Below are 26235 nucleotides of genomic sequence, written 5' to 3'. Positions count from 1 at the left end.
ATTCAAAACCAAGGGTATGAAAACAATAAAGCTAGGTGGATTAGGTGCTTCTAACCATTTTATTAAACGAATCGTATTGCCAGCCACGGCTCTTGAGTCCGTTGATATTGTAGCCATAGCTTCCAGATCTGCAGCCAAAGCCGAACAGGTTTCGAAACAATTCAATATCCCCAAATATTATCAATCATACGAAGCGCTGCTCAACGATGAGGAACTAGATGCCGTTTACATACCTCTTCCCAACCACCTTCATGCCGAGTGGATAAAAAAAGCGGCTTTGAAGGGCAAGCATATACTTTGCGAAAAGCCCATGTGCATGACTTCACAAGAATTGATAGAAGTTAAAGAGGTATGCGATAAAAATAATGTTATTTTGATGGAGGCCTATATGTATAAGTACCATCCGCAATGGATTAAAGTACGCGACATTATCAGAACTAACAACATTGGAAACATCAAATACATCAACACTCTATTTTCTTACAACAATCCATCGCCAAGTAACATTCGCAATATTAAGGAGTATGGTGGTGGTGGCTTAAGAGACATTGGTTGTTATGCTATATCTGTTCCTCGCTTTCTTTTGGATAGAGAACCCGTGCGTGTAATAAGTACAATGAACTACCACAAGGAATTTGGGACTGATGACTTAACATCGGCCATTCTTGATTTTGAGTCGGCTCAAGCAACATTTACCGTTTCAACAAGCACTGCGGCATTCCAGCGCGTTGAAATCATTGCAACAGCGGGACGTATTACTATTCATTTACCATTTAACACCTATACCGATGTTCCGGCAAAAATTACCGTTGATACAGCCATTAGTTCACGCGATATTCTTATAGATCCGGTTGATCAATATGGCTTAATGATTGATGCCTTTGCTGCCATGGTCAATAAGGGTGAAGAGTCGGATGATGATGATCTTCATAACCAAAAAGTACTCGATGCCATTGAGCGTTCATCACTTAGTCAAAGCTGGGAGGCAATCAGCTAAATTCATTTTTAGCATTTTTTAGTAAACTTTGGCATAAAAAATGCGTAACACCCTTTGGATGTTTATGAGGGAGTTATGAAAAAACGTGTGAACTACAATATTCTTGAGTTAAAAAACCGAAGTCAATTTATTCCAGCAAAAGGCTTTGATACCAGCATTGAGTTAATCAGAATTAAAAAAAATACTGACTACTCATATGAATTACCAGTATCCAATAAGCTCAATGATGGTTGGTGGGAAAATTTATCTTGGAATAAAGATATACTTCGCAATTTTTTGGCATATCCCGAAGTCCACTTTTTCATGGCACTATACGAGGGTGAAGTCATTGGATCCTTCGACTTAATTGTTCTTCCCGATCGTCAGGTAGAGATTAAAAACTTTGGTATGGTGAGTGATTTTGTTGATTTTGAAGTAAGAGCCATGCTCTTATCAAAAGCAGTTGATCATTGTTTTCAGTTCGAGCCCAAAAGAATCTTCTTTCACGCAAATGAATTTGATAAGATGTCAGCCATATCCAACTATCTTTCGCAGGGATTTATTATTAGCACCCATGATCATGAGCTTAAGGCTGAAAATAATTTAAGCGAAAAAATCAATCTTCAATCCAACTTCTTAATCAACTTAAATTAAGTTAATCAAGCACTTAGTGTTTCTTCTTGAAATAAAACAGCTTATTTTAGCGCTATTCATCAATAAAAAGCGCTGATTAAGGCGTCAAATGCTCTATTTGGCGTAAAATAACAGAACCATTATCATTTTTTTGCGTAGTAGCACTGATACGTTAAGATGCTATTTAGTGGACTAATATTAAAAAGGACACAAAAAATCTAACGTTATCATAAACGAATTGCAAAAAACAAGTATCGAAAGCACTTATTCTTTATAATGTTCTTTCTACTTTTGCAATTCTTATTATTTTGCAAACTGATAAGGAAGTAGTATGTTAAACACACTTCAGAGTATGGATAAGAAGAACGAAAATGATGTTTTTTTAGACTTTGCATATCAAATGTATAAGACGATGAAAACACATGAAATTAAGTTGGTTTACGAAGGAGAAGTAACCCAGGAAATTACCAAAACATTTACATCACTTACCGAAAAAAGCCTTGAGAAAAGCCAGGAGTCTAACTCGGTACAGCGTAAAGTGTTTAATGTAATGGTGGAGTGCTTACAGAACATTAGTAAACACGCAGATTCATTAGATAATAATGAAGATGAACGCAGAGGTATTGTTATGGTTAGCCATGGTGAGGCAAGCTATAATATTATAACAGGTAACGTTATTAAAAACGTAAAAGTTCCTGAATTAGAAGCCAGCTTAAAACACGTTAATAGCTTAGATAAAAAAGGATTATCGGACCTATATAAGAAGCAAATGCGCGAAGGTAAGATATCAGAAAAAGGCGGTGCCGGTCTTGGCTTTATCGATATTGCTAAAAAAACAGGTAGCAAGCTTGGCTACGAGTTTAAGAAATTAAACGATGAAGTAAGCTTCTTCATACTAACATCAACAATCAAAAGAAACTAATCTGACAATACAATGGAAGTAATCAATATTGCGGGGACGGATGATACCCCAAACGTAATTTTGGACAAAGACAATAATAAATTTGAAATCTCAGGACGTTCTCTACCCGAAGATGTAAACATGTTTTACGAACCAATTTTGGAGTGGATTGATGCATACTCTGAAGCACCAGCTGACAAAACAGAGTTTCATTTCAAATTAGAATATTTCAACACGGCATCTTCAAAGGTAATTTTGGATATTCTTTTAAAATTTGAAGAAATTGTTGAAAACGACAACGAAGTTGTTATCAAATGGCATTATCACGAAGAGGAAGAAGACATGTTGGAAGCTGGAGAAGAGTATGCCGATATTGTTGAAATTCCTTTCGATTACATATCATATACCGACTAAGAGTACTGACCTCCCTGAAAATTAAAGTATGAGTGAAGAAATTCTGAAGGCACTGATGCAGCTGTTTGGCTTAATTGCTAAACAGGATGGTGGTGTTGAGGCGAATGAAACAGAGTATGTAAAAACATTTCTTGAACAGCAACTAAATGCTGAGGATGTTGAAGAATATTATGCACTCTTCTTAAAATTTTCTAAGGATTCAAAACTTGGTAAAGCAGAACCAGAAGGCAAGGTTAAGTTAACTTCGATGAAGGATTCCGTGAAGATTCTCGGAATTTGTAAGAAGATTAACAAAAAACTGAATAAAGAGCAAAAAGTAGTTGTGCTTTTGCGCTTGTACGAGTTAGTTAATGCTGACCGTAAATTTACCGAGCAACGCATGGCAATTATCAATACGGTTGCCGATGTTTTTAAATTGCCTAAGGAAGAGATTGAAGCTATTGAAACCTACACGGTTAACGATGATGTATCGAAACTTGATTTAGACGATGTACTCATTGTTAATCATCAACAGCCAAATCACCAAAATTCCAAGCACATTCAATCGGGTGAGCTTGATGGGCATTTGGTTATACTTCGCGTTAATAGTGCAGGCCTGTATTTTGTCAGATATACAGGTAGTCAGGATTTATTCTTGAATGGGTTGCTTATTAATAATCGTCGTATTTATCTTTTTCCTAAAGGTAGTTTTACCAAATTACCAAAAGGTCAACCAGTATATTACACCGATGTTGTTTCACGCTTTATGTCTGACTCATCGGTGTCAAAAATTTCCTACGAAGTAAAAAATGTAGGCTTCCAATTTAAAACAGGTGGCATTGGTCTGCGCGATGTAAACATTAGCGAAGAACAAGGACGACTGATTGGTATAATGGGAGCCAGCGGAGCGGGTAAAACAACACTGCTTAACGTACTTTGCGGTAATGAAACGCCTACTTCAGGAGAAGTACTTATCAATAGCTATAACTTACACCACGAGCGCGATAAAGTTGAGGGAGTTATTGGCTATATTCCTCAGGATGACTTATTGATTGAAGAGTTATCTGTATACGAAAACTTATATTACAACGCTAAACTTTGTTTCAAAGACAAAGAAGAAAGTGTGATTGAGGAAATGGTGAACAACACACTCATGAGCCTTGGTTTATATGAGCGTCGTAATTTAAAGGTTGGATCTCCGCTTAACAAGATGATTAGTGGTGGTCAGCGCAAACGATTAAACATTGCTTTAGAGCTTATTCGTGAGCCAGGAATCCTTTTTGTTGATGAGCCTACATCTGGCTTATCATCTCGTGACTCTGAGAATGTTATGAATCTGCTACGGGAGCTAGCTTTGAAAGGAAAGCTTATCTTCGTAGTAATTCACCAACCATCGTCAGACATCTATAAGATGTTTGATAAAATGTATATTCTTGATACTGGTGGTTATCCAGTTTATTATGGTAATCCTAGTGAATCATTAATTTACTTCAAGCGTTTAGATGCCCAAATAAACAGTGACCAGGGTGAATGTGGTACCTGCGGTAACCTTAATCCCGAATTAATTTTCAACATCATCGATGCCAATGTAATTGATGAATACGGAAATTACACCAACAAGCGTAAAACCTCGCCAGAGGAGTGGCACGAACACTATAAGGAAAATATAGAATTACCACAGGTAGAGCAAGTTGACTCTACTCCTCCCAAATCACTGAATATACCATCGTGGTTTAAGCAGTTCTTTATTTATACTTTACGCGATTTTAAATCAAAGATCAGCAACAAACAATACATACTTCTTAACCTGCTTGAGGCACCATTCCTTGGATTTATATTAGCTTATTTAATTCGCTATATTGTTGATCCTGAATCAAGTGTTTATGTATTCCGCGAGAATGAAAACATTGCTCCTTACATCTTTATGGGCATTATTGTCGCTTTATTCTTTGGCCTCATTATAAGTGCTGAAGAGATTTTTAAAGATGCAAAAATATTAAAACGAGAGAAATTCCTGAATTTGAGTCGTTCCAGTTATCTGGCTTCTAAAATCCTTATTCTCTTTGTTATGTCGGCCATACAAATGACATTATTTGTATTAGTAGCCAACACAATTTTAGGCATCCAAGGCATGAATTTCGAATTTTGGCTTGCCCTATTCTCGGTTTCGGCATTTGCCAACATCCTTGGATTGATACTATCAGCTTCGTTTAACTCTATTGTAACCATCTACATCCTAATCCCATTGGTAATGATACCTCAAATGGTTTTGGGTGGCGCTATGTTTACATTTGATAAACTAAACAAAGACTTTACGAGTGTTGATAAAGTTCCATTTGTAGCTGAGGTTATGCCATCGCGATATATCTACGAGGGTTTAATTGTTCACCAATACAAGCACAACAACTATAAGAAGAACATTTTTGATGTTGAACTACAGCAAAGCAGCTCCGACTTTAAAAATGTATACTATTTACCTGAGCTTGAGGAAGTGGTGGATGCATGCCGTTTAGCGGATACTAACAGCGAGACCTACATTAATGATTTAGCATTATTACGTAACGAGCTTTCAAAAGAAACTAAACGCGTTTCATCAATCGAATTTAACGATCTTGATAAATTAACGCCAGAAGCTTTTAACGAACAAGTTGTAGAATCAACACTAGCTTATATTGCGCAACTGAACGAACATTATCGCGACATATTTAATAAAGCGGATAATACCATTAATCGCTTTATGTCGGATAATATCCGTAATAACAAAGAGCGCTTCAATAGCATTAAAGACAAGCATTACAACGAAAGTATTTCGGACATTGTACGCAAAACATTTGATAAAAATAAACTATTGCGCGATGGTGATAAGTTGATTCAGGTGGTTGATCCTATATATCAGGTACCTGAACCAGAATCAGCCGTATCATTCCGAACGCACTTTTTAGCTCCACAAAAACATTTTGCAGGCGTATTTTACGATACATTATGGTTTAATATTTCCATTGTTTGGTTATTAACGATCATGCTGTATGCCGTACTATATTTTGATTTGTTAAAGCGAGGCATTGACTTCTTTGGCGAATTAAAACTGTTTAAAAAGTAACCTTTTACCAATTAATTAAGTATAATTGCTTCAGTCGAAATTAAAAACGTACTAGAATGTTGAGAAAATTTAGTTACCTAGCCCTGATGATTGCCGGAATTAGCTTAATAACAGCCTGTTCAGGGTCATCAAAAAAAAGCAATGATTCGGATGAATTGACTCTTGCACCTGCAGAAAGTGGAGCACTTGAACTATCTGAGGAAGTGATGAGTGATGTTATTCAGAATATTTCTTCACCAGTTGAAATGGCTTCATTAATTAAAGCTACTGGCGTAGACTTCTCACAAAAAATATTAAACAACCCACATAAAGTCGATACTTATAACACTAGTTATAAACGTGCTTTAAATTTGGGTGCTTACAGTGCCGATCTTGGTTATATCAACACCTTTAATAAAAACAGCATTGTTGTTTCTTATTTGGTAGGGATAAAAGAATTAGCTGAAGGCATTAAAGTTGGTCAATTCTTCGACTTTACATCGTTAAAGCGCATGGCGACGAATAATAACAACCTAGATTCATTAATGCAAATCTCAATTTCGAGCTTTAACAAAATGGATTCATACTTACGTAGCCAAAAACGAAGCAATGTATCATCATTAATTGTTACTGGTGCGTGGATTGAAGGTTTATACATTACTGCTAATGTTATTGAAGAGACAAAGAATGAAGGTTTAATCAACCGCATTGCTGAACAAAAGGACATTATCAATATTATCGAAATCATCCTTAAAAACTATAGCAACGATCCTGATTTTGCTGAGTTAGCTCAACGCATTGGTAAACTTAGAAGTGCATACGACGGAGTTAAAATAACAACTGAATTTGCCGAACCTAAAACCATTGAGCAAGACGGTATGCTAATTATCGTTCAGGATGAGATTAGTAATGTTGAGGTGACACCAGAACAAGTGGCAACTATTATTGCTGAAATCAAGTCTTTAAGACAATTCATTGTGTCGTAAGTCTGAGTGTTTGAAAAATAATTACTTTTGCAAATATTCTTACCCAGACCAATTAAAATTGATACCATGAAAAAGTTTATTTATAGTTTCTTAGTTCTTTTTACATTCACTGCTGTTAGCGCATCGGCTCAATGTGGCGATGACTTGCTTAAAACAGCATTAAAAGCAATGGGAACAAGCCAGTACATCAAAGACTTTACAGTTGAAATGGTGAAAGAAAAGAAAGATACGAAAACAGGCTATGTTAAGTTTTCTGTCGTTCTTAATAGCAACACACAATACAAGTTTAACATTGTTAATGGCGCTTCTAATTCAGAGAAGATGATTATGCAACTGAAGCAAAGTGACAAGTTAATCAGTAGCAATTTCCACAATGGCAAAATGTATGAAGAATTTCAGTTTGTATGCCGAAAAACAGGTGTTTACAATCTTTATTTCTCATTCAAAGGTGGTCAAGAGGGATGTGCTAAATCTGTATTATCGCTTGTGAAGCAATTGAAATAATTACACCGTAATATATTCTTAAGCCGTTCAGTATCTGGACGGCTTTTTTTATGCCCATTGACCCCTTCGGCTTACTCCTCTGTTCACTTGTATATTTTAGTCGGCGTAAAGTTCCATGGCTTCTTTTATGGCGTTTCTACCATTGGAACAATGCCAAGCACCCAAACAATGCTACTTTTTTATGTGGCACGTTGCCAAGCCCTTACCTACAGTTAAAGTAAACAATGGCAAGATACCATTCGTTAAACTAGCGACAATTGTTCCAAAACCAACTCGCCAACAAGTCATTTTTAATAATTAAAGCCATGGCATTTTTCCAAAGATCACCACTCTATACAGCATAAAAAAACCGCCCCGTATATAAGGGCGGTATATAATTAATTGATGGTGCGAATGCATAATCATCCGCTTTAACATGTAGAAGTGGACAATTCTAAAATAGTGAATATATTACGGTTAGTCCAGACATAACAACCGAAACCATGGTCATTAGCTTAATAAGTATATTTAATGATGGACCAGAAGTATCTTTAAATGGATCACCAACAGTATCTCCAACTACACCTGCATGGTGTGCATCACTACCTTTACCACCATGGTGACCTTTTTCGATGTATTTTTTAGCGTTATCCCAGGCTCCACCAGAGTTATTCAACATTACCGCTAAGGTAAAACCTGTTACTAAACCTCCCATTAACAAGCCAATTACACCAGCTACACCCAATAATAAACCAACAGCAATAGGCACCGTAATGGCTAAAATAGAAGGAACTAACATTTCACGCTGTGCCCCTTTGGTTGAGATAGCAACACATTTGGCATATTCAGGTGTTCCAGTTCCCTCAAGGATACCAGGTATTTCACGGAATTGACGACGCACCTCATCAACCATAGCACCTGCTGCTCGTCCAACAGCTTTCATGGTCATGGCACAAAAAACAAAAGCCATCATAGCACCAAGAAACAATCCGGCCAATAACATTGGATTAAATACATTTAGATTATAATATTCGATAAAGTGATCCATTGTAGCTGCGGACAAACTCTCAGCTCCGGTAACTTCTATAAATTTAGTTCCTAACTCAGGTACTTTCTTTAACCAGATACGTACTTCCTCCATATACGCCACCATTAAAGCCATGGCCGTTAAAGCCGCTGAACCAATAGCGAAACCTTTACCAGTAGCAGCAGTTGTATTTCCTAACATATCTAAGGCGTCAGTACGTTCGCGAACCTCTTCTGGTAAATTAGCCATTTCGGCATTACCACCTGCATTATCTGCAATTGGCCCAAAAGCATCAGTAGCCAAAGTAATCCCTAAGGTTGATAGCATACCTACAGCGGCAAAGCCAATACCATATACACCGTGTGCAAAATCGCCAAAACCACCTGCAAAACCGAAGGCCGCAATAATACCTGCCACAATAGTTACAACAGGTATCCAGGTTGAATACATACCAACAGCAATTCCATCGATAATAGTTGTTGCTGGCCCTTGCATTGCCTGTTGAGCAATCCCTTGTGTTGGTTTATAGCCATCTGATGTATAATACTCAGTACCCTGACCTATAATTATACCAGCTAGCAAACCAGCTACTACAGATCCAAAAATACCCCACTCAATCCATCCTCCATAGGCCATTACGCCCATTGCAGCCAGAATTAGTACCGAACTACCGCCTGTACCTACTAACAATGAATTTAGCAAGCTTTTAGCGGTTGCTGAATCTTTTGTACGCACCATATAAACACCAATGATGGAGAATATAATACCAATGGCAGCCACCATCATTGGAGCTAGCATTTTCATCTCATCAAATTTACCATCGGGACCAACAGCAATAGCGGCACCAAGAGCAGCAGTGGCTAAAATAGAGCCAGCATATGATTCATATAAATCAGCACCCATACCAGCTACATCACCCACATTATCACCCACATTATCGGCAATAGTCGCAGGGTTACGCGGATCATCTTCAGGTATACCAGCTTCAACTTTACCCACAAGGTCGGCGCCCACATCGGCAGCTTTCGTATAAATTCCTCCACCTACACGTGCAAATAAGGCCTGAGTAGAAGCACCCATACCAAAGGTTAACATGGTAGTAGTAATATGTGTCATTTTAATGGATTGGAAAGCATCGCTAACGATAACACCGGCATCCCACATTGCACCATCGGCCAAAATACCGGCTTCAGTAGCAACAGAAAGACCCATACCGAAAATATTTGAATCGTAAATATAATTAAGTCCCCAATACCAGAGGGCAATATCCAAAAGACCAAAACCTACCACAACCATACCCATTACTGCACCACTACGAAATGCAACTTTCAGGCCTTGGTTAAGCGATTTTGAGGCGCCATGCGCAGTTCTTGCTGAGGCAAAAGTGGCTGTTTTCATACCCAAAAAACCACATAAACCAGAAAAGAAACCTCCAGTTAAAAAGGCGATAGGCACAAATGGATTCTGAACACCAATAACAGCCAATAAGGTTAATATCACGAATAAAACAGCAAACACTATCCCAACCACTTTGTACTGCCGACTAAGGTAGGCCATTGCACCATCGCGTACATGTTGTGCAATCTCTTTCATCTTATCGGTCCCCTCGGACTCTTTCATCATGGATTTAAAAAATATCCACGCAAAAACCAAAGCCAATACAGAGGCAAATGGTATAAACCAAAAAATTGAATTCATAGAAATTTTATTTTAGTTAGTAATTGACCAATCAAGTGTGAGTGAAATACATCAATTCTTTGCCACAAAAAAAGAACAACAGGCTTGTTCAGTTTTAAATTGTGCTGATAAAAAGTCGGTAGATTCCGGCTTAGACACCTCATGCGTTTGTGTTTTAAGAATTGTATAATTCATCTTTTCCTCACGCCAAAATTATCTGTCCCTACAATGACAAGATAATGATTTTAAGGTGTGTATTGCGCTATTCGGAGAAAAATATTCGTGATTAAAATCACCATCCGGCAAAGATATTAATGCCAAACTCACCCGTTTTAATCCTATTCTGATGGAAAGGAAATGCATAATAAGGCTCTAATATAAGCGCGCCAAATAAGTTAACACGATAGGCTAAACCACCACTAAAAACAGGAATTCGCTGTTGATTACTGTTGGTTGTGAGGCGGGCAACCGGGTACGAATTTTTATTCCAGCTAACCCCTGCATCAATAAACATGGCTAGTTCACTAAACAGAAAACCAGAACTAAGCATGGCAATTTCTTTGGGTCCGGTAAAGGGCATGCGCCATTCAAGGTTAGAAACCAAAAGGCGCGTACCAATCATCTGATTCATACTGATGGTATTACCATTTGTTGATTCGTCACCATAAAAATTACCCATATCGTAACCACGTACAAACCATGGCGAACCAAGGAATAATTCGGTCATGCGTTCTGTATCTGAATCTTTTCCATAACGTCCGTAGTGGTACAAACGAAATGCTAAACTATATGGTTTAATAAAAACATAGCGCCTAAAATCAATCAATAAGGTCTGCATTTGTAATTTATGAAGATAATGCTCCATTTGAATGCGCAGTCTCTTTCCCTCTACCGGCGATGCCAAGCCCATTTTTGCGTTATCAATAACAAAGGCGGCATCAAAGATACCCGTTCCAAATCCATCAGGCGCAGGCATCCGTTCTTTCTCTGCAGAATATACCTGAGAGAATGAGTTAATATTCTTTAGTTTCTCAATCCTATAATTATAAAAAGCATAGGAAGCTCCCAATTCAAAACGGCGCGTTTTATTGATAGGAATAAAAGTAAATACCGATAATTTATCTTCAAAAGTCCGCCGAAACAAGTAATTAAGCGAACGCGATGTGCTACCATCACCCAAAGAGTCTGTTTGATATTGATAGGTACCAGTACGGTAAGGAATATGAGATAGTCCAACACCCACTTTCACTCTTTTTCGCTGGTTGATGTAGGCTATCTGACCACCAAAATCATAAATCTCTCCATTAATACTCAAGGCTGTATAGAGCATGTTCTTGCCCAATATATCACTAAACATGGCTTCAATACTACCGGCCATTCCTGTTCCAAAACGCCCAGTCATAACACCGGCCGACGCATTACCAATAAAATCAAGCTTAAAGCGATTTTGTATTTTATCGGTAAAAAAACTATCGGCCTGTAAAGCATATGGTTGACGATTAAAGTATAAGTTAGTTTCTACTTGTGAAGGAATAGATGAATAGGGCATCAGGCGCGAATCACTAAAGTTTACTTCACGATTATTAACGGCTTGTAATTTATCGCCCAAGTGCTGTAGCGATGTTTGATAAATGGAATACTCTCCATTCCATAGCATGGTATACAGCAAGGTGTCTCCAGATATGGTTAAGGCCGGCGCATAATCAGTCATTCCAGTTATTCCAGTAGGATAATTGGTTACCTGGTTTAAGGATTTAGTTTCAGTATTATACAAATATAAATTACGCCTACCATCCCAATTGGATAGAAATAAAACCTCATCATTATTTTGCGTGCTGGTTGGATTAAGGTTTTTAGCACCGTCGAAGGTGTTATACAACTCATGCTGTTCACCATCAGCTGAAATACGTGCGATATTCAGGCTATTTCTGGAATAAAGTTGTTCACTTAACGATTTGTCGCTCACATAATACAAATATTCACCATCGTGCGTCCAGCTTGGTTGTATGCACGAGTAATTATTGTGGGTTAAATTAGTAACAGAATCAGTATCTAAGTCATATACGATAATATCGGATACCCCATTGTTTAAAGCAGCAAATGCAATGTGGTTAGATGCGGGGTTCCAATCCGGCCACGATATTTCGTCATAATTCTCTATGATAATCTCTCGATCAAGCTGTTTCTTCTCCACATCAAAAATCTGACAGGTCGATTGCCCTTGCTTAAAGGCGATAAAGGCAAAAAATCGGCTATCGGGAGACCAGGTGCCGGCGGTTTCCAAATAATTTAAAGCATCAATCTCGTCGTGGCTGGTAGCTGTGTACAAACGTGAAATAACCTCACCGGTAGAACCCTTTGCCAGGAACAGGTCGATATCATACAGATCGCGCTCAGATAGGTAGACTAAGTAATTTCCATCAGGACTTAATGAAGGATTAAGGTTATAGCGCCCACTATTTTTCTTTGAGATAAGGCGGTTTCCAATGATAGAAAATGTGGAATCAATTGCTTCATCCAAGAGGTGCTCTCTTAAAGTCGTTTCCCATTCGATAGAAAGAGAGTCATTTGAAATCATTAAGACATCGCTGATGGCTTGTTCATAACCATTATGTACTGTAGCTCTAAAAAGTCGAGAGATATATTGCTCGCCATATTGATGTGCTATATAAGCCCAAAAAGCGTGTCCGTAGCGATAGGGAGAATAGCGATAGCTTCGGGTCATATCTTCCAAACTAGGGAAGTTATTATTGATTAAGGCATCTCGCATCCACAATGCGGTGTGACTATTAATACTGCCCAGCGACAAATACTCAGCCATTCCCTCAATCATCCATAAGGGTACATTGTTAATGGCCATGAGGTTTATCTCTTCATCATTAGCTAGCATATGGTATTGAAAAGCATGGACCAACTCATGACCCAATACGTGGTCGGTTTGTTGTTTGGTAAAAGTCACTGGCATCACTACACGCCTTTTCATGCCCTCAGTAACTCCACCTGTACCCACATCAATACGGCTACTTACAGCGGTTGTTTGCTGAAAATCAGCATGATTTGAATAAAATATGATAGGACTTTTTAATTTAAAGGTATCGAGCAAAATTTGTTGATGGTAGTAGTACCACTTCTCAGACTGCCTACCTAATGACTCAACTAGTTCCTGATTACTAAAGTAATGATAAAGCTCAAAGTTTGGGGTTTTATAAAGCTCAAAATCGAACTCTTCGTAAGACGGCTTATTCTGACCAAAATATTGCGCATGCAGTGATAAAACACTCCATCCAACCAATAACGATATGGTGAATATGATGCGCATAAAGAGTATGATATTAAAGGTGCACTTACAAATACGTAAAACAAGTTGTTTTAGTTATAAGATAAGGCATAAATAGTGTATTGAGAAGGAATATTTGATCAGTCACTCTTTTTTCTCAACAACCTTATGCCTCCGAAACCTGCAATAATGGAAATATAAAACCCAAAATCGTACCACCAACCTGTGTTAAATGATTCGTATACGCCTATATCTTTATTAAACAAACCTAAAATAAGTGATAAAGGGGCAATCCAACCGTGCCAAATACCTGTAAAAAATCCAGCTGGATCAGCAGGTGAGTAATTACCTCCTCCTGGTAAACAGGCACTCAATACAAGACTCATGGCAACAAGAACGGATAGAAAAAAATATTTCGAGGTTTTCATAAGAACTGGTTTCAATTTGTATCACTCTAAAATACAGAAGTGTAATGAATATTTCAACGATAAGATTGCATATAATAAGATGAAATACCTTGAAAATATTGAATTATCTATTTGATAATACCAAATTGTTAACTATTTTTGCATCCGCTGAAAAGGTCATGTACCTTATAAAGCCGGGCCTATAGCTCAGTTGGTTAGAGCACCTGACTCATAATCAGGGGGTCCCTGGTTCAAGCCCAGGTGGGCCCACTTCATTATCAAGCACTTACAGAGATGTAGGTGCTTTTGTTTTTTATGGGTCCAACATAGGTCGAACAATTTCTGAAAATTAATCTCTCCCTTTATCGTTAGATGAAATCGAGTCTTCCTTGATTTCAATTTTTGGTTACATTAACTTGTTCTATATTTTCAACAATAACCCAACCTTAAACCTCTTAAACACTAATATACCTACTAGTAAGATTTTTCGGGCAACTTCTTCTTAAACTAAACCATGTTTTGAATCGTGTTTTATTTTTTAAGATATTACTTGATGCAGAGCTCAAAGAGGAAATAACAGCTCTTGGATTGAAATATAATTTGCTGACTGAATTTACACCTTTTGTAGCGATTGATCCAATCATTAACTCTATTAGAGCGCAAAATCGGAATCCTCAATCACCACCACCTCCTCCAACATCAAGTGATATTCTATCAATTGTAGATTGTGATGTTGAATTGTGTGAAGAATTACATATCGAAGATAGTGAGGGAGACTTTGAGATTGTATATATGGAAGTTGAGGAGGAAGAAGAGGGAGATGGCCTGCTTTTAATTGTTGAGGAAATGCCCGAATATCCGGGAGGTGCTGAAGCCTTAACTGAATTTATTGCCAATATCCTTGTTTATCCACCTATAGCTGTTGAGAACGGTGTTAGTGGAATTGTTTACATCAGTTTTGCCATCGATGTTGATGGAAGTATAACTGATATTAAAATAGTACGTGGAGTCTCATCCGAATTAGAAGCTGAAGCTACTCGTATTATAAAAGCAATGCCGAAATGGAAGCCAGGCAAGCAGCGAGGCAAACCGGTGAAAGTGAGCTATACAATACCAGTTAGATTTAGTCTTACGTGATCAAAATAACTTCTATAGCATACTATTTCAATTCAGAGGTATGCTATAGAAGTTCCTGATTCGAGTTAATATTCTAAGTTTCAGTCTAATGCAATTAAATTGATAAAGTTAAAGAATAGGTTTTAATTCCTTTTTAATCTCCTCATAGCCAACCACTTTTTTCTCCTGTTGTTTTGATAGCTCAATGATGTTTTTCATCTTATCTTCATCGATATGAAGTCGCTTGCCGATTTCAAGGCAAAACTCTATTTCTTCCGCCTTCATCGACAAATCCACTTTCATCATCTGGATAAGAATATAAAGTGTCATAAATCGCTCTTTTTCATTGGCAGGAGGCAAATACCTATATTTTTCATAGTTATCCAGTATAGTATCAAAATCACTGCTATTAATATTAAGTTTGTGTGCCAGCAGTTTTAAAAACATCATTTCTGCTTGGATAATTTCACCGTCGGCTTTGGCCATTTTAATAAATAATGCCAGTTGTGCTTCAGCTGAGTCAAAGTAATTTCTAAAGTCCATTGCTATCTTTTAATATCGTTAGTTCTTGTTTTTTCCTATTTCATCTTTAATGCCGAATACGCCTTTGGCAATTTCTTCCATCTGAACCAATACATTAGCGGCCTGCTTATCACTACCCATTCCTTTTAATTTGTTATTTCTAACAAAGGTTTCTTTCAGTTCAGTCCAGCGCTCTATCTCTTCGGTTGTTATTACGCCGTATATCTCTTTAAACTTAAGAATGTTCGCTTCGGCACCGCTCGTCAGTGTCTGTGCTTCATTGCGATAGTGAGATAAGAGCAATGTTTCCAGTTCCTGGTCATTCATTATTGGCAGGATCTTTTCCGATATCTTATTCATATCTCTGTAAGAACCCTGTAGTTTAAATGGTGGCTCAGATCTGTATTCTTCGGCTTGCGCAGCAGAAGAAATGTATTCCAGGTTTACATTTAGAATAACATCACGTGCGGTCAATAGCTTTTTGAGTACTGTTACATATTCGTTGACTTCCTCTGGTGTATGTGACGCTTCGAACTCCAGTCCGTCTTTACTGCCTGTTTGGGCAATGGAAATAAGAGTGTATAAGTCTTTCTGGCTTTTGGAAGCCAGTTTGTTCAATACAGGATTGGAAGTGAGGGAGTTTTCAATATAGCTCAACTTGAATTCTTCAGCAGATCCTCCGATAATGTCACCAATGTTATAGATGTCGGCACGGTTGGCTAACATATCCGGAATTTTGAATTTATCACCACTCTCGGTATATGGGTTACCTGCCATCACCACACATACTTTTTTGCCTCTGAAGTCGTAGGTTTTACTTTTACCTTTGTAAACACCTTCCACCTTCCTCTGGGCGTCACAAAGAGAAATGAATTTCTGCAAAAATTCAGGGTTGCAGTGTTGAATATCATCCAGGTAAATCATCACATTGTCGCCCATTTCAAAAGACAGGTTTAGCTTTTCAAGTTCCTCTCTGGCTGCAGCATTTTCAGCTTCAGAAGGATCCAGTGATGTAATAGTATGTCCGATTGAAGGCCCGTTAATCTTCATAAAGATGATACCAAGGCGACTTGCCAGGTATTCCATTAAGGTTGTTTTACCATAACCCGGAGGAGAAATTAATAGTAGCATACCCATGAGGTCGGTTCGTTTGCCGGCACCCTCTGCACCAATTTGCTTGGCCAGGTTATTACCAATTAATGGGAAATAGACCTTATCAATTAATCTGTTTCTGACAAATGAAGACAGTACACGCGGTTTAAACTCATTCAAACGCAATTCGTCAGTAAATGAATCTGTCAGTTGCTTTTTTAGTAAATTATACTTCTCAAACTTTGGGACAGTGGAACGTGTAAAACCATTCATCTTAGCCATAAAGGCGTTAAAATGGAAGTTGTATTTATTTTCAATAATCAACTGGTGTGAGCCTTTAAGTCCTGTTAACTCAGAAGATACAGGTTGATCAATCAACTTCTTACGTAATTTTGAATCAAGCAAAAGCGTCATACTTACCTCATTCAGGTGTTCGGCTGATTTGCCTTCCATGTCTAAATAGGCCTTCACCCATTTTGTAATTAAGCGATAGGCATTAGCATAATCTTTTAATAAAGGTTTTAATGACTCTTCGTAAGTTTTTGTTGCCCTGTTTTTTCTCAGGTAGGCCACAAATCCATCCAGGTGGTTGATAGCTGCCTTGGAGATGATAAACTCATCGGCCTCCAGCATCTGATGGAAAAGGAAATGGGTTGCATCCTCAATACTCTCTTCATTGAATAGTTTTTCGGCAACTTGAAATTCCTGAAGCATCTTAAGCAAGGTATCCAGCAGGTAATCAAACTGATGTGTGTCTGGGAATACCTTAATTATCAGTCCAGCACCTTTCAGATTGTTGTTTAGATCAGAGCGCAGCTCGTCACTGCAATATACTTTCCAAAAATACTCAGCCATTGCCCTAGCATCGGCAGGATAACGTAGCAGACCTGCATTGCTGTACACATTCAAAAGTTGTTTCAGGATAATGGCTGTATCAAAATCATGCACTCCTTTGGAGTAACCTTCGCTAAAGCGCAATGACATTATTCTTTGAACATGTTCTACTAATTTTTTGTCGCTTAAGCCTGCTAGTTCTGGTAGAGACAGATGTCCATCTGTTTTATTCTTAGATGCATTGAATATAATATAGGCCATATATTCAGCCCTATAAACCGATTTGTTTTCGGATGGTAACAATTGACTCCAGATATCTTTTGTTGCCATAAACTCGGTATCTTTTACTTCCTCAAAAAAGTTGGTGCCCGATAAATGGTAAAACATGCTACCATCTTTGTTTACCATTGAAAGTTCTAATGGTTGGGTATTTACCGAAAACTTATGATTTCCAAACTTAATGATGTTAGCGTCACCCTCGAAAAGTTCTGTCCGATCTTTAATCTGACGAATTGTTTCCTCTTTTAATGACTTTAACTTACTTTCTAAATCATCAGCTTTCACATTGTCATCTAACTCTTTCAGCTGAGTTATGACATCGCGCACTTTTTCAATCATTAAATCAGATGCAAAGTAACCATTAACCTCCGAGGTTTCTTTGAATTTTGAAATACGACTACGAATTGCTTTTAGAATACGTTCTGCAGATGATTGTAAAGCTGTTGTTTTTCGATTGCGTTCTTCAGTTAAGCTCAGCTTTTTAGTCTCGAAAGCATTGTAAACCTGCTCTCTTCGTTCAGCAATGCTTGGCATAAATTCGTCAAAATCAGAGAATTTACCTTCTAACTCTTCGAGCTGTACCATTAGTTTAGAGAGGTATTCGTCGGCTTTTCCCGGTGAATCACAAAGGTCGATGTAATTGAGCATGCCTTGTTCAACTAGCATTAATTGTGAGTTAAATTCAGCTTTGGCTTCAACGGCTCTGAGGCTTTTTCGTTGCTTTTTAAGATCTGTTTTAATGAGATTAAACTGTGAATATACACCTGAAATATTATTGATTATTTGCGTTGTTTGTGTGGCATCCTCAATTTTTAGGCTACTAACGATGTCAATAAGCATTTCGAGTTGACCGGCAAGTTTGATTATCTCGTCAGAAAGGTCATCGGCCTCGCTAACCTTAGTGATCTTTGAAACTCCCTCTCGAATATTATTAACTTTTTCTTCGTATGAATAGAGAGCTTCCTCTCGTAATAGAAAAGTAACACAGTCCTGCGATAATCGAACTGTTTTTTCTTCCACATCATTCTCTAATTCGTCAATAAAAAGCATGTCAACATAGCGTAGTTCTTTCAGGCTTATAACTTCGCCTCTAGCGGTTCGGAGTGCGGCCAATAATTCCACATAGCGATCTATGTGCCCAATTTGTTGCTTGGTAATGTGGTTAAATATTTCCTTGACTTTATCACTTACCTCCTTAATTTGCTCTTTTGTATTTTTGCGAATATTTCTGACTTTCTCGTATTCGGTAATCGCCGAGAATGCAGATTCTTTAATCTCATTAAGAGGTGTTTTAATGTCAAATGCATCTTTTTCGGATAACCAGTAATAACTGTCAATTACATCGGTGCAACGTTTTACCAAGTCGCCATATACATCAGTATAAGCTTCATCTTTATTAACTAATAAGATGACTTCGTTACATTCAGCCATGGCTTTAACCACATCCTTATTCCCGATTTTATATAAACGAGAATTGTTTGTTGGAGTAGCTTGGTTTTCAGTTGTCATAAAAGGTGTTTGCCAGACTTGTATTATATGATGACGTGATGGCTCATCGGGTTTTTTGAAGTAGCATAACTCACCATTGTCAAACAATGAATAGCCGTTACAAATAATTGGTGTTTCAACGCGCTGATTAATCAAATTATATATTAGAAGCACATAGGCGCCAATTTCCTGATTGTAAAAAGTATAAAGAAAGTCTTCTCCATTGATAGAAGCTAACTTGCGTTCATACATTAAGCCTTCAATATCTCTGTCGAATAGTTTGAATTGTCCGTTTTGTAAATAATAACCATTGGCAAAAATAAGGCCTTGGTCATCAGGTAATAATACACATGAATCTTCGAGGGCGTCGATACGTTGAACTTTCTGAATTTTTGAATTATAGACAAAATAACGGAACTCATTTTCTTTGTATGGCAAGATACGAATGATGATAAGGTTGCCAATAATAGCGTAATGAATCTCTGCGTCATCTAGTGTTTGATCTTTAACTTCAACCTCTTCGGCATATATTCCAAGACCAGAATCTGTATTGTCTTCAATTTTGAAGGTGATGTCTCCGCCTACAGCTTCAACAAAAACCCTATCTCTGATTGAAACATGCGGATGCTCACCATAAACATATTGTTCTCGTGTAACTTTTTCCCACTTAAATTCATGCTGATCGGGGAATACAAATTCGTGTGAGCTACGATTGCCTTTGTATTCGAGTTCATCGCTTTTGATAAGCCATTTAAATGCTTTTATGTCGTCATTGCTTTTACCCGTTTGAAACACCATAAACAGATGAGGGCCGATGGTTGCAAATTTTTTAAACTGAGTCTCTTTGTAATACTCATACAAGTTGTCGAAATCATTAATAAACTGTGAGTCATTAATGATGTTGATGTTGTTTTGATTGAAAGTGTGTTCGTTAAAGTCATAAACACTGAATACATCATCCAATGAAGTTTTTGTTTTCAAGCCCATGGTTACATTGTATCCAAAGAGTAGGATGTTGCCCAGGGCCACCATGTCGGCAGGGGTACAGTTGTTTTCAGTTCCGATTCGATCAGTTGCAACGAGAGTGCTTTCAATGGATCCGAACACATCTTTTCGAGATGTATTGAGTTGTTCTAACCTTTGACTTAGCTCTCCGCCACTTTGTCGTAATCTGTTTTTGATGATTTCGTAAGTGCCTTCCTCAAGCTGTATGTTCTTATCTGTAGTGTTTTGATTATCAGACATAAATCAATTGTTAGGGGAATGTGATGAAAAAAAAGCATGACAATTTGAGCAATATGAAAATGTACTATTGCAGAATAGTAGGATTAACACTTCCTGAATAGTTCAGGAAGCGTTAATGAAATTTGTTATACGATGCCCAGGGCTTTAGCAGTGCTATTTGATACGCCTAAACTTTTAGCAATGTCGTTTAAGCTACTAAGCATGCTACCAGTCTTTTCATCGGTGTTTTCTTGCATCATTCGGCCTATCAAGGCACTGATACTTAAATTGCGAACATCTTCAGATGAGATGCCAAATTGGTCGATAAAGCTGGCGAATTGGCCTTTAAAGCTTTTGCCATCAGAACTATCAAAGAAGTGGTTTTTGATATCGCTAATAATGTCACTGTTCTTAACTAATTTATCAACTTGTTTGCCTTGCGTAATGGAACCAATTATCTTATCGAAGAACATTGTTTCTCCACCAACGATATCTATATTAGCAGCTTTTAATGCTTCAGCAATCACTTGTGATTGTGCATCTGCAATTCCTTTTTGGATATTGATACGCGCAAGTTCAAGCTCTTTTTGCATGTCTAACTTCAGCTTAAACTCTTCATGGTCTCTGCCAACAGCATCCAGCTTCTTCATTGCCATACCTTTTTCTTCAATACCTTTCGCCTCAACTGCATTACGTTCATCCAGAACTTTGTTTTCAGCTTGTCCTTTTTCAGCATGAGCTTCAGCTTTTGCTTTGATAACCTCTGCTTCAGATTCTCCAACCTTTTGTATAGATTCGGCCTCGGCAGCTGCTTTGGCCTTTTTTCCTTTAGCTTCGGCTTCTGATTTCATCTCCATTACTTTGGCCTCATTTAGGCCTTGTTTCTCCATGGCGTCGGCTTTGGCCTCAATAACCTGCGCTTCGGCAACACCGATAGCAGCTTCCTCAGCAGCTTTAGCTTCAGCCATTATTTTGCTTGCTTCAGCCCTTTTACCTGCTGCTTCAAATTCAGCCTCAGCGTCAATCAACCTTGTCTTTGCATTGTGTTCTGCCGCATTCTTGGCAGCTTCAGCCGATTTAATTTCACGTACAAAAGCTTCTTCTGCATCCATTTCTGCTTTAGTGATAGCCACTTTCTTGGCACGATCAGCAGTTGCAAAATCTTGCGTATCCTTAATTTTCTCTTGTTCAGCAACTGTTGCTTTTTCAACCTCTACGCGTTCACGAATTACTTCCTGTATTTGTTTCTTTTGAATTTCAACTTCTTTTTGTTTTTCGATCTGTGCTAGAGTAACAATGCGTTCACGCTCGGTATGCTTCAATTCACGTTCTTGTTCTACAGCTTCAGTTTCAACTGCCTCAACGCGTTCACGATTTTTATCGGCAATAACAACCTGGCGTTCTTTATTCTTTTCAGCAACGGCAATTTCTTCCTCCGCAATTATGCGAGCTTTTTCTGCTACTAAGCGTTGTTCCTCTGCAACTTTTTTGATTTCAGCTTCCTGACGGTCTTTTATGTTAGCGACTTCCCTTTTCTGGTTTTCTTCGGTTTCCGCTAACTGACGTTCTAGCTCCAAAACTGTTTCACGCGCTTCAACATCCTGTTTAGTTATGGTTTTTTGTTTATTACGTTCGATTTGGTTTGATAACACCTTTTGTTTAGCGGTTAATTCTACAATTTTCTTAATGCCTTCAGAATCTAGGATGTTGTTTTCAGATAACGATTCAAGCGGTGTTTGTTCTAGAAAGTCAATGGCACAGTCATCCAGTATATATCCGTTTAAATCAGTACCGATAATGTTGAGAATCTCGTGTTTAAATTTCTCACGTGAATTATATAGTTCAACAAATTCAAATTGTTTACCAACAGTTTTAAGTGCTTCTGAGAATTTGGCATCAAAGAGTTCTACCAAAGCTTTCTGGTCAGAAGCCCGATTACAACCAATTGATTGGGCAACTTGAATAACATCCTCGCTTGTTTTGTTAACTCGAACGAAGAAGGCCACTTTGATGTCAGCACGCATATTGTCTTTACAGATCAAGCCATCTTTGGCCATGCGCTCAATAACCACTGTTTTTAAGGTAATGTCCATTGATTCCATCTTGTGGAGTATTGGGATTACAAACATTCCAGTAAAAGTTACTTTTGCACCACCGGCTCCTGTCCGTACCATTGCCTGACCTTGTGTGGCTTTACGATAGGTTTTTATTATTAAAGATATAATACCGATAATAACAATTACAAGAAAAATAACGGCACTTATGCCAAGAGATTGAATCATTTCCATATATTTTAAATTTTATAAGGTTCGACTAAATAACACTTCTTATTAGCTAGGTATTCGATTATTAAGGCTGTTTGACCTTTCTCCAATATGGCCTCACCATGGGTCAGGATATTTACACGATAAATGTTTCCGTTTCTGCTTATCTCTGCCTGACCGAACCTATTATTGGTGGTACGCATTAAAACGGTACAAATTTTACCGGTGTATTTAAACTGGTCGTCATTATTCTTTTTGAGTCTGGCAAAAACTGCTGCAATTGGGGTTGTAAGAACTTTTGAAACTATAAGACTGACAATCAAATTTGGTATCAGTGCGACTAAAGCTATTAAAAACAAACTATTGCCCATAAAGTGATTAAATAAAATGGAAATAATCCACATGGGAATAATCAGGAAGCTTAGCCATACCATAAATGGTATTTTACCAAGATTAAAAAAGACTAAAACAGAATTAAGAAAAGCTATTGAGCCAATGCCTTCTTCTACAGAATTAGCCCCATCTAAATCAGTATCTACATCTGTATCAATGTCTATGTCAACATCCACATCTATATCGGCATCGATATCAAAGTCAACAGTGTCAATATCCATTGCACCAATGATAACCAATAGCCAATAGAATAATACTAAAACTAATAGTACCGTTGGGATAACATTTACTCCCGAAAAGGCAGCTTCAAATAATTCCTTCATGACAGAGGGATTTGGATTAGTGATTAAGGGTTCCCGTTTGCGAAACCAATATTGTAGCTGTTCAAAAAAATAGAGGTTAATTCCATCAGGTACTAACCTCTTTGCATTTACTCTTCTTCTTTATCTAATCCTAACTTTGCTTTTAACTCAGCTAAGGATTCGGATGCTTCGGCTTTATTTCCTCCAAGTGCAGAGTCTATTTCATCATCCAATGTTTTTGACTCATTGGCTATTTCTCCATAAGCTTCAGATAGTGCCTCTTCTTGGTCTACCTTTTCTTTCATCTTTTCAAGCATGTTAATGGTGCTACTTGAATCGATCTGTGCCATTTGTTTGTTAATACTCTTGGTTGCTTTGCTAACTTTAACACGAGCGGTTAAGGTTTTTAGCTCATTTTCATATGCACTAATTTGTGAGCGAAGTTTTTTAATATTACTATCCAATTGTCCTAGATTCTGTTCAAAACGGGCTACTTCACTTTGTTTCTGAGTAGCATGAACTAAGCACTCTTCTTTTTTAGCTAAAGCTTCTGTTGCTAGGCGGTCGGCATCTTCTGCGGATAATTCGCCTTTTTCTGCTTTTTTGAGAAGTAATATGGCTTTTTTCTCATATTCGCCTGCATGTGTACGGCTTGATTCGTAATCGTTTTTTGCACGAATCGTTAGTGCTTTTACTTCTGCTAAAGCTTTTAAGCTATCGTCTAAATTGCTTTTGAGATCACGAATGCCTTGTTCAGTCATTTTAATTGGATCTTCTAATTTGTCTACTGCCGAATGTGCCTCGGCTGTTCCTATTCTGAATAATCTGCTAAATATGTTCATGGCGTTACTTTATTGACGAAAATTTAATGATATCATTCGCATATTCACTAAGTAATAGGCTTAATGAATTAATCGAACCTTCCAATTCATTTAAGTCAAGGTTTTCAATTTGAAGTGTGTCTCTGAAGATGACCTTGCGACCTGTTTCGTCTAGTACAAATGCACCGTGAACAATATCTCGATTCTTCATAAGTAATTGTTTGAACACATTCAAGTTGTCTCCATTAATTTCAAATATAAATTGCTCCATTATTAGGAGTGGATCAACACAGCCTAAAACTAAATTGACTATTCCTTCGTCAGGCTTGGTTACAACAAGAATGCTTTCGGTCTCATTCTCATTAACTATCTCGCAATTTAGTTCTAAAAGGTAATTCTTTACTTTTTTAAAATTGTTTTCCATCATTAGAGTGGTTTAATCATTTTTCGGGTTTTGAATTTAAAAAAAATATTGTCTCATTAAGCATAAATAGTTTATTTATATTCATAAGAAAGAGGTAAGGAAATTAGCATTTTAATCTATATTTCTATTTCTTTGATAGTTGCATTAGCAAATATAACGATATAATTTAGCAATGCAAATATAAATAGCATTTACCATGAGTTATTTTGGAAGTAATATTAGAAAGATTCGTTCAATACAGAAGATAAGTCAGACTGAGTTTGCTGAAGTATTTGACTTATCACGGGCTAGCATTGGTTCGTACGAAGAGGGAAGGGCAGAACCGAAGATCGATTTAATTAATAGGATTGCTAAATATTTTAGCATTACAATCGATGAGTTAATCAATAAGGAGCTAACAGTAAACGAACTTTATCATTTTGATGTAGGAAATGAACCGACTTTTAAGAGTACTAAAAAGTTTGTATGCCACATTAAAAATATACCTTTTTATTCATCTATTCATGAAGTTGAGAGAGGTGTGATAGATGACAACAAAGAGCTTGATATAATTAAAATACCTTTGCATGAGACTTCAATGACACTAGTTGCTGTTAATGTGATGCTTCGTGACTATAGGGCATTACCTAATAGTATAAAACAAAATGACATTGTAATAATTGAAACTCAACAAAATAATATTTCGCGAGATCAATACTACGTTTTGAAAATAGGTGATGCTATTTTTATTAGTAAGCTAAAAGTATTAGCAGATCACACTATTTTAGTATTGCAAGTTGATTATGATTTATTAAGAGTAAGTATTGACGATATTGATTATTATTATCCTATAGTAAGGTCTATTGGTAATCTTGTTGATGAAACAGAATCAAAGAGAATAGGGCGCCTTGAGGAACAGTTTTATCAGTTAGTAGAGAAGACAGTTTAAATAAAAAATGAAGAATTAGTAACTTATTTAAAGCAAACACTTGAAAATAGAATTTTTCCCAAAAGTTAAATGAATGCACCAAAAGTTGTTATTAACGATAAGTAACTTGCTAAACATTATTTAATTATGTTAGAAGTGAGATCTTTAAAGAAGCCAATAAGTTGATGCTGCCCAAAGAGCCACAAAGCTTTTATAGTCGCTCTTATTATAGTCCGAGCAAGGAATGCGTGTGTACGATTCTTACACAAATTAGTTATGCCGTCAGAAAAATCGATATTTGTGTTTTTACCATCAGCGATAATGAGATTCTCGAAAGGATATAGTAAGTCATAAACAAGGGTGTTAATGTCAGAATTATTACCGATGACGATCAGGCGAATGACCTGGGTTCTGATACGGAATACCTTCAGCTCAAAGAAGCCATGGTGTAGAGAGATAACTGCATCATCATATACATCACAAGTTTGCCATTTTTTGATAATGTGTACTTTTAACCGGATGTTACAACTGGACACGAAGTGAGGCACAGTATAATCAGGAAGATATCCTTGAACCCAATAATGTCCAAATAATTAGTCAAACCTTAAAAGTGACTTAGGGAGTTGATATTCAGTAGATAATACATCTCATTAAGTTTCTTGTTCTGCAAGCAATTGTGTATTTTAGTAACAAAGCTTGCAGATATGGTTGGAAAACAAGACAATACCCC

General features: G+C 37.3%; 18 protein-coding genes and 1 tRNA gene. 10 read left to right on the top strand and 9 right to left on the bottom strand.

From position 1 onward, the window contains the following. The first annotated feature begins 16 nt into the window (after nucleotides 1-16). The 7 genes from FNN09_RS07330 (at nucleotide 17) to FNN09_RS07300 (ending at nucleotide 7472) form a co-directional block, all read left to right on the top strand. Nucleotides 17-997 carry a Gfo/Idh/MocA family protein gene (locus FNN09_RS07330; RefSeq protein WP_143300990.1) on the top strand — a complete coding sequence of 327 codons (981 nt, stop codon included), beginning with the start codon at nucleotides 17-19 and terminating at the stop codon, nucleotides 995-997. Nucleotides 998-1072: 75 nt separating this feature from the next. Next, nucleotides 1073-1630 (top strand): GNAT family N-acetyltransferase, encoded by a 558-nt coding sequence (locus FNN09_RS07325; RefSeq protein WP_143300988.1) that lies wholly within the window; start codon nucleotides 1073-1075, stop codon nucleotides 1628-1630. A gap of 331 nt (nucleotides 1631-1961) precedes the next feature. Continuing rightward, complete coding sequence (locus FNN09_RS07320) at nucleotides 1962-2531, top strand: SiaB family protein kinase (RefSeq protein ID WP_143300986.1); 570 nt, start codon at nucleotides 1962-1964, stop codon at nucleotides 2529-2531. Nucleotides 2532-2543: 12 nt separating this feature from the next. Then, a complete protein-coding gene (locus tag FNN09_RS07315) occupies nucleotides 2544-2924 on the top strand; it encodes a DUF1987 domain-containing protein (RefSeq protein WP_143300984.1) in 381 nt (126 codons plus the stop codon). 28 nt (nucleotides 2925-2952) lie between these two features. Then, nucleotides 2953-6003 (top strand): ATP-binding cassette domain-containing protein, encoded by a 3051-nt coding sequence (locus tag FNN09_RS07310; protein ID WP_255434065.1) that lies wholly within the window; start codon nucleotides 2953-2955, stop codon nucleotides 6001-6003. Between the two features lie 56 nt (nucleotides 6004-6059). Next, nucleotides 6060-6968 (top strand): hypothetical protein, encoded by a 909-nt coding sequence (locus FNN09_RS07305; protein WP_143300982.1) that lies wholly within the window; start codon nucleotides 6060-6062, stop codon nucleotides 6966-6968. 66 nt (nucleotides 6969-7034) lie between these two features. Beyond that, a complete protein-coding gene (locus FNN09_RS07300; RefSeq protein ID WP_143300980.1) occupies nucleotides 7035-7472 on the top strand; it encodes a hypothetical protein in 438 nt (145 codons plus the stop codon). A gap of 433 nt (nucleotides 7473-7905) precedes the next feature. Here FNN09_RS07300 and FNN09_RS07295 read toward each other — a convergent pair whose 3' ends face one another. From FNN09_RS07295 to FNN09_RS07285, 3 genes are all read right to left on the bottom strand, one after another. Further along, nucleotides 7906-10176, bottom strand: a complete 2271-nt coding sequence (locus tag FNN09_RS07295) for a sodium-translocating pyrophosphatase (RefSeq protein ID WP_143300979.1) — start codon at nucleotides 10174-10176, stop codon at nucleotides 7906-7908. Between the two features lie 271 nt (nucleotides 10177-10447). Further along, a complete protein-coding gene (locus FNN09_RS07290; protein WP_143300977.1) occupies nucleotides 10448-13474 on the bottom strand; it encodes a basic secretory protein-like protein in 3027 nt (1008 codons plus the stop codon). 98 nt (nucleotides 13475-13572) lie between these two features. Continuing rightward, nucleotides 13573-13860 carry a hypothetical protein gene (locus tag FNN09_RS07285; RefSeq protein ID WP_143300976.1) on the bottom strand — a complete coding sequence of 96 codons (288 nt, stop codon included), beginning with the start codon at nucleotides 13858-13860 and terminating at the stop codon, nucleotides 13573-13575. A gap of 175 nt (nucleotides 13861-14035) precedes the next feature. On the opposite strand from FNN09_RS07285, the gene FNN09_RS07280 reads away from it, so the two are divergent. Together FNN09_RS07280 and FNN09_RS21460 are read left to right on the top strand one after the other, a co-directional pair. Then, nucleotides 14036-14109, top strand: a tRNA-Ile gene (locus FNN09_RS07280). 249 nt (nucleotides 14110-14358) lie between these two features. Next, nucleotides 14359-14976, top strand: coding sequence for an energy transducer TonB (locus tag FNN09_RS21460; RefSeq protein WP_143300974.1), 618 nt, complete (start codon nucleotides 14359-14361; stop codon nucleotides 14974-14976). Nucleotides 14977-15084: 108 nt separating this feature from the next. Here FNN09_RS21460 and FNN09_RS07270 read toward each other — a convergent pair whose 3' ends face one another. The 6 genes from FNN09_RS07270 to FNN09_RS07245 form a co-directional block, all read right to left on the bottom strand. Further along, complete coding sequence (locus tag FNN09_RS07270) at nucleotides 15085-15498, bottom strand: TerB family tellurite resistance protein (protein ID WP_143300972.1); 414 nt, start codon at nucleotides 15496-15498, stop codon at nucleotides 15085-15087. A gap of 18 nt (nucleotides 15499-15516) precedes the next feature. After that, nucleotides 15517-20415 (bottom strand): DNA repair ATPase, encoded by a 4899-nt coding sequence (locus FNN09_RS07265; protein WP_143300970.1) that lies wholly within the window; start codon nucleotides 20413-20415, stop codon nucleotides 15517-15519. Between the two features lie 125 nt (nucleotides 20416-20540). After that, nucleotides 20541-22682 (bottom strand): flotillin family protein, encoded by a 2142-nt coding sequence (locus FNN09_RS07260; RefSeq protein WP_143300968.1) that lies wholly within the window; start codon nucleotides 22680-22682, stop codon nucleotides 20541-20543. A gap of 5 nt (nucleotides 22683-22687) precedes the next feature. Beyond that, nucleotides 22688-23374 (bottom strand): OB-fold-containig protein, encoded by a 687-nt coding sequence (locus FNN09_RS07255; protein ID WP_143300966.1) that lies wholly within the window; start codon nucleotides 23372-23374, stop codon nucleotides 22688-22690. A gap of 107 nt (nucleotides 23375-23481) precedes the next feature. Next, entirely contained in the window at nucleotides 23482-24195 is a 714-nt protein-coding gene (locus tag FNN09_RS07250; protein WP_143300964.1) for a PspA/IM30 family protein, read from the bottom strand. A gap of 4 nt (nucleotides 24196-24199) precedes the next feature. Further along, complete coding sequence (locus FNN09_RS07245) at nucleotides 24200-24598, bottom strand: molecular chaperone Tir (protein ID WP_143301139.1); 399 nt, start codon at nucleotides 24596-24598, stop codon at nucleotides 24200-24202. Nucleotides 24599-24794: 196 nt separating this feature from the next. Here FNN09_RS07245 and FNN09_RS07240 point away from each other — a divergent pair, with 196 nt between their 5' ends. Then, complete coding sequence (locus tag FNN09_RS07240) at nucleotides 24795-25526, top strand: helix-turn-helix transcriptional regulator (protein WP_143300962.1); 732 nt, start codon at nucleotides 24795-24797, stop codon at nucleotides 25524-25526. The last annotated feature ends 709 nt before the right edge of the window (nucleotides 25527-26235 follow it).

Source organism: Carboxylicivirga sp. M1479 (assembly GCF_007097485.1).
Classification (GTDB): domain Bacteria; phylum Bacteroidota; class Bacteroidia; order Bacteroidales; family Marinilabiliaceae; genus Carboxylicivirga.
This window is presented reverse-complemented; position numbering and strand designations above follow the sequence as displayed.

What these genes read in the sequence shown, in the direction of transcription:
- FNN09_RS07330 (WP_143300990.1), top strand. Translation starts at nt 17, where the DNA reads ATGAAAACAATAAAGCTAGGTGGATTAGGTGCTTCTAACCATTTTATT.
- FNN09_RS07325 (WP_143300988.1), top strand. Translation starts at nt 1,073, where the DNA reads ATGAAAAAACGTGTGAACTACAATATTCTTGAGTTAAAAAACCGAAGT.
- FNN09_RS07320 (WP_143300986.1), top strand. Translation starts at nt 1,962, where the DNA reads ATGGATAAGAAGAACGAAAATGATGTTTTTTTAGACTTTGCATATCAA.
- FNN09_RS07315 (WP_143300984.1), top strand. Translation starts at nt 2,544, where the DNA reads ATGGAAGTAATCAATATTGCGGGGACGGATGATACCCCAAACGTAATT.
- FNN09_RS07310 (WP_255434065.1), top strand. Translation starts at nt 2,953, where the DNA reads ATGAGTGAAGAAATTCTGAAGGCACTGATGCAGCTGTTTGGCTTAATT.
- FNN09_RS07305 (WP_143300982.1), top strand. Translation starts at nt 6,060, where the DNA reads ATGTTGAGAAAATTTAGTTACCTAGCCCTGATGATTGCCGGAATTAGC.
- FNN09_RS07300 (WP_143300980.1), top strand. Translation starts at nt 7,035, where the DNA reads ATGAAAAAGTTTATTTATAGTTTCTTAGTTCTTTTTACATTCACTGCT.
- FNN09_RS07295 (WP_143300979.1), bottom strand. Translation starts at nt 10,176, where the DNA reads ATGAATTCAATTTTTTGGTTTATACCATTTGCCTCTGTATTGGCTTTG.
- FNN09_RS07290 (WP_143300977.1), bottom strand. Translation starts at nt 13,474, where the DNA reads ATGCGCATCATATTCACCATATCGTTATTGGTTGGATGGAGTGTTTTA.
- FNN09_RS07285 (WP_143300976.1), bottom strand. Translation starts at nt 13,860, where the DNA reads ATGAAAACCTCGAAATATTTTTTTCTATCCGTTCTTGTTGCCATGAGT.
- FNN09_RS07270 (WP_143300972.1), bottom strand. Translation starts at nt 15,498, where the DNA reads ATGGACTTTAGAAATTACTTTGACTCAGCTGAAGCACAACTGGCATTA.
- FNN09_RS07265 (WP_143300970.1), bottom strand. Translation starts at nt 20,415, where the DNA reads ATGTCTGATAATCAAAACACTACAGATAAGAACATACAGCTTGAGGAA.
- FNN09_RS07260 (WP_143300968.1), bottom strand. Translation starts at nt 22,682, where the DNA reads ATGGAAATGATTCAATCTCTTGGCATAAGTGCCGTTATTTTTCTTGTA.
- FNN09_RS07255 (WP_143300966.1), bottom strand. Translation starts at nt 23,374, where the DNA reads ATGAAGGAATTATTTGAAGCTGCCTTTTCGGGAGTAAATGTTATCCCA.
- FNN09_RS07250 (WP_143300964.1), bottom strand. Translation starts at nt 24,195, where the DNA reads ATGAACATATTTAGCAGATTATTCAGAATAGGAACAGCCGAGGCACAT.
- FNN09_RS07245 (WP_143301139.1), bottom strand. Translation starts at nt 24,598, where the DNA reads ATGGAAAACAATTTTAAAAAAGTAAAGAATTACCTTTTAGAACTAAAT.
- FNN09_RS07240 (WP_143300962.1), top strand. Translation starts at nt 24,795, where the DNA reads ATGAGTTATTTTGGAAGTAATATTAGAAAGATTCGTTCAATACAGAAG.